Here is a 7,073-nt window from a genome sequence, read left to right on the forward strand (position 1 = left end):
CTGCCGCGGACACGTTCTCCTAGAAGGAGTCCCTGGAGTCGCCAAAACGTTGCTCGTCCGAGCCCTCGCATCCGCGCTCGAACTCGACACCAAGCGCATCCAGTTCACCCCGGACCTGATGCCGAGCTTCCCGACCGTCGCGTTCCCCAACCCGGAGGAGCCCGGCGCGATGGACCTCGCCTTCGCGCAGGCCCGCGCGAGCGACCCGGACCTGATCATCGCCAACGACCCCGACGCCGACCGCTGCGCCGCCGCCGTCAAGGACCGTGCCCAGGGCGGCGGTTGGCGCATGCTCCGCGGCGACGAGGTCGGCTCCCTGCTCGCCGCACACCTCGTGCGGCGCGGCGCCCGGGGCACCTTCGCCGAGTCGATCGTCTCCTCCTCCCTGCTGGGCCGTATCGCCGAGAAGGCGGGTCTGCCCTACGAGGAGACCCTCACCGGCTTCAAGTGGATCGCCCGGGTGGAGGGCCTTCGCTACGGCTATGAGGAAGCCCTCGGTTACTGCGTGGACCCGGACGGCGTGCGCGACAAGGACGGCATCACGGCCGCCCTCCTCATCACCGAACTGGCTTCGGAGTTGAAGGCCGAGGGGCGCGATCTGCTCGACCTCCTCGACGATCTCGCCGTGGAGCACGGCCTGCACGCCACCGACCAACTCTCCGTCCGCGTCGAGGACTTGGCCGTCATCGCGGACGCCATGCGGCGGTTGCGCGAGCAGCCCCCGACAGCGCTCGCGGGGCTGGCCGTCACCAAGGCCGAAGATCTGACCGAGGGGACCGACAAGCTGCCGCCCACGGACGGCCTGCGCTACACGCTCGACGGCGCCCGGGTCATCGTCCGGCCCAGCGGCACCGAGCCCAAACTGAAGTGCTACCTGGAGGTCGTGGTGCCTGTCGCCACGCACGCCGATCTCCCGGCGGCCCGCGCGCAGGCCACCGAGACCCTCGCGACGATCAAGCGGGACCTGTCGGCGGCGGCCGGTATCTGAGCGACGTTCTGCCGCTATCTGAGCGACGTTCTGTGGGGTGCCCGCGTCCGTCCGGGGCACCCCGTGCTCGTCCCGCGCCGCGGTCAGGACAGCGTCAGGACAGCCAGCGGGTGACGAGCAGCGCGGTCCAGGCCAGCGCGAGAAGTACGGCGAACGGCCACAACTGGCGTCCCCGCTCCCCCACTTCGCTCTCCCCCGTGGGGCGCAGCGCGGGATCGGCGATCATCGCGGAGAGTTCGGCGGCCAGCGCGTCGTAGGGATGGATCAGTCCGCGCCTGCGCTGTAGCCAGGGCCAGCGGGGTGCCGATACGTCCCAGTGGTCGCCGTCGCGCACCCGCAGTTGCAGCTCGAACGCCTCGCGGCGGGCCGAGCGGAGGTCGTCCCAGGGGACGTGGCGCGGGCGGCGCAGACCGTTCAGCCAGAGGCCGGTGCGGTCGGCGGTGACGCGCCAGAGCAGTTTCCGGGGGACGAGGGTGGCGCCCATGAGACCACCGAGGAGCAGCAGGGCCCCGTCCCAGAGACCCAGGTCGGCCGCGCCCCAGAGGATCCAGCCGGCCCACTGCACCACCAGGAAGGTTCCCAGCCAGTCCACCGGCCCCGCCCGCCAGCGCCGTACCGGCACCACGGCGATCCCCGCCCGCACGGTCGCGGCCAGTTCCTCGTCCCGCGCCGCCCGGACCGCCGCCCGCTCCTCCCGGGCGAGCCGCCGCCCCGCGGCGCCGCCCGCCAACGGTCGTACGGGCCCGGTCGACCACTCCGTCACCGGCGGCTCACCGGGCTCCTCCGCCGCGCCGATCAGCAGGATCTCGGCGCCGTCGCAGGGCATGCCGTACAGGACGGCCTCGCGCAGGGGAACGGGACCGGCGGCCGCGTGCGCGTCGAGGAGCTCCTCCAGTTCTTCCCGCGCCGCCTCGTCGTCCTCGTCGCGACCGTGAGCAGGGGCCGCAGCGCCTCCGTGTCGTCCCTCGCGTAGATCACGGCGTCCTCGTGGTCGTCCTTGCCGACGAGGACGCGCAGCACGGGCGCGGGTGCCTGGCGCAGCGCGGTCGCCCGTCGCCGGCCGAGGGCTCCGGAGAGGAGCAGGGTGAGTGCGAGCCCCACGACGAACAGGCCCTCCGCGACCGCCAGTTGACGGTCACCCGCCCCGTGCCACAGGCCTGAGGTGGCGAGCAGTACGACACCGGGTACGCCCACACCGGCCCCGAACTTGAGGAAGAGCCCGCCCCGCCGCACCGGACTGTCCGCGTCCGGCGGCACGGCCGTGACCCCGTCGGCCGCGGCCAGGGCGCTCCGCCGCTGGCGGGCACGCGCGCGTGCCCGTAGTTCGGTGGCCGTCACGGAGGCCAGGACCAGCAGGGCGGCGCACACCGGGACCGGCCACGGCAGCCCGGTCCCCCGTACCGCCACCAGCACGACCAGCGCGAGGGCGGAGAGCCGTACGACCTCGGGGCGCCACAGCCACCAGACGACCTGGAGCGGCAGCAGCGCGACCAGGCCCGGGGGCAGATCCGTCGTCGCCAGCAGACCGAAGGCGGCCGACACGGCGCACCAGAGGGCCAGTTCGACGGACCATCGCCGCGGCCGGACCGGCACCCACCACGGCAGCGCCGCACCGGCCCACGCGCGCGCGTGCTCCCCGTTCCAGTCCACGCAGCCGTCGGGTATCGCGGAGGCGGGCAGCAGCGACGGCTCCCGGACGTTCGTGGTCATGACATCCCAGAGAGAGAAGTGTGAGCGGGGAGAGTGGGCGGCGCCCGTCCCGTCAGCCCGTCGCCAGCAGGATCGCCAGGAGTACGGCACCGGCGACCGCCGGCGCGATCACCTCGTACGCCCAGCGCACGGTGACCTCGCCCTGCGCCGACTCCGCCTGCTCCCCGGCCTCCAGCAGCTCGCGCAGGTCGGACATGATCTGGTCGGACTCCGCGCGCGTGGACCCGCCCGGCGCGATGCCGCCCCGCGTGCCGCCGGCGCCCATGCCGCCGCCGAACCCACCGAGCCCGCCGCCGAGGCCCAGGCCCCCGGACCTGCCGCCGCCGCGCTGCGCACCCGCCGCCTCCGACGCGGCCCGCGCCTCGCGCCGCGCCGCCTTCTTGCGGGCCCGCAGCGAGACCGGGACCGCCCACAGCTGGAACTTGGCGCCCGCCTTCGTGACGGCCTCGTTCGAGTACCCGGACCGCAGCGTGGCGATTTCGCCCCACGGCAGCACGACGACCCGGAACGGGTTGCGGATGCGCAGCCGGTCCGCGTTGGCGTACACCGCGGGGCGGATCGTGAACGCGACGACCAGCGGCACGGCGAGGATCAGGCCGGCGAGGGCGAGCCACGGGGTGCGGTCGTGGCCGGACACTAGGGCGTCGACGCCGAGCCAGCCGATGATGGCCAGCAGCAGGACACCGCCGACGATGCCCGCGGGTGAGCGGTAGATCCGGTCTTTGGACTCGATGGGCGGGGTCGTCATGGTGCGAATTCTGCCTCAGGGCTCCGCCTGGTCGCCGTTGGGGGACCTGTACGTTTGCGAGTGCGCGCCGTGTGTGGCTGGTCGCGCCCACGCGGCGGAGCCGCACATAGATGCAGCCTCGCGCCCCTTAGGTGGGTCCACTTGCCCGGGGTGTACAGCTGCTACGCGCGTAGATATGCTCGGGTGGTGACCATGCCCACCACTGCACCTGCTGCTGCACACGCACTCGGCGAGGTAACGGCTTCCGACAGCACGCTGCGCCGTTTCCTCCACGGGCTGCCCGGCGTCGACGCGGTCGGCCTGGAGGCGCGTGCCGCCTCGCTCGGGACCCGTTCCATCAAGACCACCGCGAAGGCGTACGCCATCGACCTCGCCATCTCGATGGTCGACCTGACGACGCTGGAAGGCGCGGACACCCCGGGCAAGGTCCGGGCGCTCGGCGCCAAGGCGGTCCGCCCCGACCCGACCGACCGGACGAGCCCCTCGACCGCGGCCGTCTGTGTCTATCCCGACATGGTGGCCACCGCGAAGGAGGCCGTCGCCGGTTCCTCCGTGAAGGTCGCCTCCGTCGCCACCGCCTTCCCGGCCGGCCGCGCCGCGCTCGACGTGAAGCTGGCCGACGTGCGCGACGCGGTCGCCGCGGGCGCCGACGAGATCGACATGGTCATCGACCGCGGGGCGTTCCTCGCGGGCAACTACATGAAGGTCTACGACGAGATCGTCGCCGTGAAGGAGGCCTCGGGCGCCGCCCGCCTGAAGGTCATCTTCGAGACCGGCGAGCTGTCGACGTACGACAACATCCGCCGCGCGAGCTGGCTCGGCATGCTGGCGGGCGCGGACTTCATCAAGACGTCGACGGGTAAGGTCGCCGTCAACGCCACGCCCGCGAACACCCTGTTGATGCTGGAGGCGGTCCGCGACTTCCGCGCCCAGACCGGCGTCCAGGTCGGCGTGAAGCCCGCGGGCGGTATCCGCACCTCCAAGGACGCCATCAAGTTCCTGGTCATCGTCAACGAGACGGCGGGCGAGGACTGGCTGGACAACCACTGGTTCCGCTTCGGCGCGTCCTCGCTCCTGAACGACCTGCTGATGCAGCGTCAGAAGCTGGCCACCGGCCGCTACTCCGGCCCCGACTACGTGACGGTGGACTGATCCGACATGGCACCCACATCTGCATCCACATCTGCATCCGCGTCCGCTTTTGAGTACGCACCGGCCCCCGAGTCCCGCTCGGTCGTCGACATCGCGCCCTCCTACGGCCTGTTCATCGACGGCGAGTTCACCGAGGCGGCCGACGGCAAGGTCTTCAAGACCGTGTCCCCCTCCACCGAAGAGGTCCTCTCCGAGATCGCCCAGGCGGGCGAGGCGGACGTCGACCGCGCGGTGAAGGCCGCCCGCAAGGCCTTCGAGAAGTGGTCGGCACTGCCCGGCTCCGAGCGCGCCAAGTACCTGTTCCGCATCGCCCGGATCATCCAGGAGCGCAGCCGCGAACTGGCCGTCCTGGAAACCCTGGACAACGGCAAGCCCATCAAGGAGACGAGGGACGCGGACCTCCCCCTGGTCGCCGCGCACTTCTTCTACTACGCGGGCTGGGCCGACAAGTTGGACCACGCGGGCTTCGGCGCGAACCCGCAACCGCTGGGCGTCGCAGGCCAGGTCATCCCCTGGAACTTCCCGCTCCTGATGCTGGCGTGGAAGATCGCCCCGGCGCTGGCGACGGGCAACACGGTCGTGTTGAAGCCCGCGGAGACGACCCCCCTCTCCGCCCTCTTCTTCGCGGACATCTGCCGCCAGGCCGGCCTCCCCAAGGGTGTCGTCAACATCCTTCCGGGATACGGCGATTCGGGCGCCGCGCTGGTCGCGCACCCGGACGTCAACAAGGTCGCCTTCACCGGTTCCACGGCGGTCGGCAAGGCGATCGCGCGCCAGGTGGCCGGCACGACCAAGAAGGTCACCCTCGAACTCGGCGGCAAGGGCGCGAACATCGTCTTCGACGACGCCCCCATCGACCAGGCCGTCGAAGGCATCGTCACCGGCATCTTCTTCAACCAGGGCCAGGTCTGCTGCGCGGGCAGCCGCCTCCTGGTCCAAGAGTCCATCCAGGACGAGCTGTTGGACTCCCTGAAGCGCAGACTCTCCACGCTCCGCCTCGGCGACCCGCTCGACAAGAACACCGACATCGGCGCGATCAACTCCGCCGAACAGCTCGCGCGGATCACCTCACTCGTGGAACAGGGCGAGGCGGAAGGCGCCGAGCGCTGGTCCCCGTCCTGTGAACTCCCGTCCTCCGGCTACTGGTTCGCCCCGACGCTCTTCACGAACGTCACCCAGGCGCACACGATCGCCCGCGACGAGATCTTCGGCCCGGTGCTGTCGGTGCTGACCTTCCGTACGCCCGAGGAGGCGGTCGCGAAGGCCAACAACAGCCAGTACGGCCTCTCCGCCGGCATCTGGACGGAGAAGGGCTCCCGCATCCTCGCGGTCGCGAGCAAGCTGCGCGCGGGTGTCATCTGGTCCAACACGTTCAACAAGTTCGACCCGACCTCGCCGTTCGGCGGCTACAAGGAGTCGGGCTTCGGCCGCGAGGGCGGTCGCCACGGCCTGGAGGCGTACCTCGATGTCTGAGAAGTCCGAACCGCAGCGTCTGAGTGTCTTCAAGACCTACAAGCTGTACGTCGGGGGCAAGTTCCCCCGTAGCGAGAGCGGCCGGGTGTACGAGGTGACCGACTCAAAGGGCAAGTGGCTGGCGAACGCACCCCAGTCCTCCCGCAAGGACGCCCGCGACGCGGTCGTAGCGGCGCGCAAGGCGTTCGGCGGCTGGTCCGGCGCGACGGCGTACAACCGGGGCCAGATCCTCTACCGCATCGCCGAGATGCTGGAGGGCCGCAAGGACCAGTTCGCGCGTGAAGTCGCGGACGCGGAGGGCCTGTCGAAGTCCAAGGCGGCTGCCGTGGTCGACGCGGCGATCGACCGCTGGGTCTGGTACGCGGGCTGGACCGACAAGATCGCACAGGTGGTCGGGGGCGCGAACCCGGTGGCGGGCCCGTACTTCAACCTCTCCTCCCCCGAACCGACGGGAGTGGTCACCGTCCTGGCACCCCAGGAGTCCTCCTTCCTGGGCCTGATCTCGGTAGTCGCCCCGGTGATCGCGACCGGCAACACGGTCGTCGTCATCGCGAGCGAGAACTCCCCTCTCCCCGCACTGTCGTTGGGCGAGGTCCTGGCCACCTCCGACCTGCCCGGCGGTGTCGTCAACGTCCTCTCCGGCAGCACGGCGGAGATCGCGACGCCCCTCGCCGCACACCAGGACGTCAACGCGATCGACCTCGCGGGCGCGGACGACGTACTGGCAAAGGAGTTGGAGATCGCGGCGGCCGACAACCTCAAGCGGGTTCTTCGTCCACAGCCTGTGGATTACGCGGAAACTCCGGGCACAGAGCGCCTGACAGCCTTCTTGGAGACGAAGACGGTCTGGCACCCCACGGGTTCACTGGGAGCGAGCGGCTCCTCGTACTGAGCGGCCGAAGGCACGCTCTTCAGGGGCGCGGGGAACTGCGCGACCAGCCACGACGGACGCGCACCCGGCAACGAGACCGCAGTTCCCCCGAACCGCCCCCACTCTCAACC

At 71.2% G+C, this 7,073-nt stretch carries 7 protein-coding genes; 4 read left to right on the forward strand and 3 right to left on the reverse strand.

All coding sequences use genetic code 11. The features are described 5' to 3' along the window. Window positions 1-988 (forward strand): AAA family ATPase (locus ACNFOC_RS48160; RefSeq protein WP_416965335.1); only part of this gene is annotated, 988 nt, incomplete at its 5' end. 94 nt (window positions 989-1,082) lie between these two features. Here ACNFOC_RS48160 and ACNFOC_RS48165 read toward each other — a convergent pair. Genes ACNFOC_RS48165 through ACNFOC_RS48175 form a run of 3 tightly spaced genes read right to left on the reverse strand, consistent with a single transcriptional unit; the run spans window position 1,083 to window position 3,446 of the window. Further along, complete coding sequence (locus ACNFOC_RS48165) at window positions 1,083-1,814, reverse strand: hypothetical protein (RefSeq protein WP_416965336.1); 732 nt, start codon at window positions 1,812-1,814, stop codon at window positions 1,083-1,085. After that, window positions 1,784-2,698 (reverse strand): hypothetical protein, encoded by a 915-nt coding sequence (locus ACNFOC_RS48170; protein WP_416965337.1) that lies wholly within the window; start codon window positions 2,696-2,698, stop codon window positions 1,784-1,786. The genes ACNFOC_RS48165 and ACNFOC_RS48170 overlap by 31 nt, the downstream gene beginning before the upstream one ends. A 52-nt stretch (window positions 2,699-2,750) precedes the next feature. Continuing rightward, the gene (locus ACNFOC_RS48175; protein WP_416965338.1) at window positions 2,751-3,446 is read right to left on the reverse strand and encodes a PH domain-containing protein; all 696 of its coding nucleotides are present in this window, start codon (window positions 3,444-3,446) and stop codon (window positions 2,751-2,753) included. Between the two features lie 192 nt (window positions 3,447-3,638). On the opposite strand from ACNFOC_RS48175, the gene deoC reads away from it, so the two are divergent. Genes deoC through ACNFOC_RS48190 form a run of 3 tightly spaced genes read left to right on the forward strand, consistent with a single transcriptional unit; the run spans window position 3,639 to window position 6,963 of the window. Continuing rightward, a complete protein-coding gene (gene deoC, locus ACNFOC_RS48180; protein WP_416965339.1) occupies window positions 3,639-4,598 on the forward strand; it encodes a deoxyribose-phosphate aldolase in 960 nt (319 codons plus the stop codon). Window positions 4,599-4,604: 6 nt separating this feature from the next. Beyond that, window positions 4,605-6,071, forward strand: coding sequence for an aldehyde dehydrogenase family protein (locus ACNFOC_RS48185; RefSeq protein ID WP_416965340.1), 1,467 nt, complete (start codon window positions 4,605-4,607; stop codon window positions 6,069-6,071). Further along, window positions 6,064-6,963: an aldehyde dehydrogenase family protein gene (locus ACNFOC_RS48190; protein ID WP_416965341.1), complete on the forward strand. Its 900-nt coding sequence runs from the start codon at window positions 6,064-6,066 to the stop codon at window positions 6,961-6,963. Before ACNFOC_RS48185 ends, ACNFOC_RS48190 begins: the two co-directional genes overlap by 8 nt. Window positions 6,964-7,073: the final 110 nt, after the last annotated feature.

This window comes from Streptomyces colwelliae (genome assembly GCF_048158785.1).
In the GTDB taxonomy this organism is placed as follows: domain Bacteria; phylum Actinomycetota; class Actinomycetes; order Streptomycetales; family Streptomycetaceae; genus Streptomyces.

Coding starts and splice junctions, on each gene's coding strand:
- ACNFOC_RS48165 (WP_416965336.1), bottom strand. CDS start 1,814: ATGCCCTGCGACGGCGCCGAGATCCTGCTGATCGGCGCGGCGGAGGAG.
- ACNFOC_RS48170 (WP_416965337.1), bottom strand. CDS start 2,698: ATGACCACGAACGTCCGGGAGCCGTCGCTGCTGCCCGCCTCCGCGATA.
- ACNFOC_RS48175 (WP_416965338.1), bottom strand. CDS start 3,446: ATGACGACCCCGCCCATCGAGTCCAAAGACCGGATCTACCGCTCACCC.
- deoC (WP_416965339.1), top strand. CDS start 3,639: ATGCCCACCACTGCACCTGCTGCTGCACACGCACTCGGCGAGGTAACG.
- ACNFOC_RS48185 (WP_416965340.1), top strand. CDS start 4,605: ATGGCACCCACATCTGCATCCACATCTGCATCCGCGTCCGCTTTTGAG.
- ACNFOC_RS48190 (WP_416965341.1), top strand. CDS start 6,064: ATGTCTGAGAAGTCCGAACCGCAGCGTCTGAGTGTCTTCAAGACCTAC.